At 59.0% G+C, this 1,241-nt stretch carries 1 protein-coding gene; it reads left to right on the top strand.

From position 1 onward, the window contains the following. Positions 1–145: 145 nt before the first annotated feature. Positions 146–1,241, top strand: a 1,096-nt coding sequence (locus AC1Q64_RS25655) for a DUF4158 domain-containing protein (RefSeq protein ID WP_492253177.1), incomplete at its 3' end; no start/stop codon positions are given.

Genomic DNA, 1,241 nt, shown 5'->3' with positions numbered 1-1,241 from the left:
GGGGTCTCCTCGTTTTCAGTGCAATAAGTGACGGTACGCAAAGCTAGCACTGGCGCGGGGGTGGTCTGGGTAGACCGTTGATTTCATTGACTTTCCTGTTCGCTTTGTAAACGGGTATGGTGGCCTCCCACTTTTGAGGTTCACGATGCAGGGTTGGCACACAACGTTTTTGGGGATGCGTGGGCTCCCCCGCGATATCAGCGACTTCGAGATGAAGGCATTTTTCACCTTCGATGGTGCCGAGCGCGACGCAATCAATGCACGCCGAGGTGATTCCCACAAGCTTGGTCTGGCGCTCCATATTGGTTTCCTGCGCATGAGTGGGCGTTTGCTCGGTGCCTTTCGGGTAATTCCAGTAGCCTTGTGGCGCCACCTTGGCAACGAGCTTGGCATTGCAGCACCAGAAGTCGCCTCGCTGAGAGCCATGTATGAACGCGGGCGCACGCTATTCGATCACCAACAAGTAGCCTGCACGGTCCTTGGATTCCAGTGGATGAGCGAGCACCAGCGCCGCTCACTGGTACGTGAACTGCGCGACGAAGTGGCGCGCTGCGCCGACCGCGATCAGCTACTCGTGCGGGCGCGTCAATGGCTGTACAAGAACAAGCTGGTGATCGTGCACGAGCGGGCAATTCGGACACTGATTGCGGCGGCACTTGCCCAGCTTGAAGTTGAAACAGGCACCGCCATCGCCGCCAGCGTTGATCCAGCAACACTTGATCGCTGGCGAGCCTCAGTTTCAGAGCTGCGCCCAGATGGACAAACCCAGCAGAGTTGGCTATGGGCTGCACCGGCGAAACACTCAACCCGCCAAATCAGCGAGGTACTGGAGCGCATCGACCTGCTTTACACGCTGGACGTTCATAAGCACCTGGCAGACATCCCCGATCTCATCTTGCGCCGCTACGCGCGCCGACTTGTCTCCAGGCCGCCCTCAGCCGGAGCCAAGATCAAAGAGCCAGCGCGCACCGTGGAGGTCGCATGCTTTCTTCGGTATTGCCTGTTCACCACCACAGACCAGTTGATCCTTATGGTGCAGCGCCGGATCGCCGATCTGTGGCGTCAGGCTGCCGCCGATGTCCCCGCTACCGTCAATTGGGCCGCAATGTACAAAACGCTGCTCGGCGAACTTGTTGCCTTGAGCGCGCAAGGTGCGGTGCCAGATGCTGAGTTGCGTGCCCGTCTTGAAGCCTTGATCACCGAAACCCAGAAACGCAAACCACCGAGCAGGGCCTCCCTGG

It is taken from the genome of Acidovorax sp. GW835-FHT14G06 (assembly GCF_058793595.1).
The sequence above is the reverse complement of the archived record's forward strand: the minus strand, read 5'-3'. Positions and strand labels throughout refer to the sequence as shown.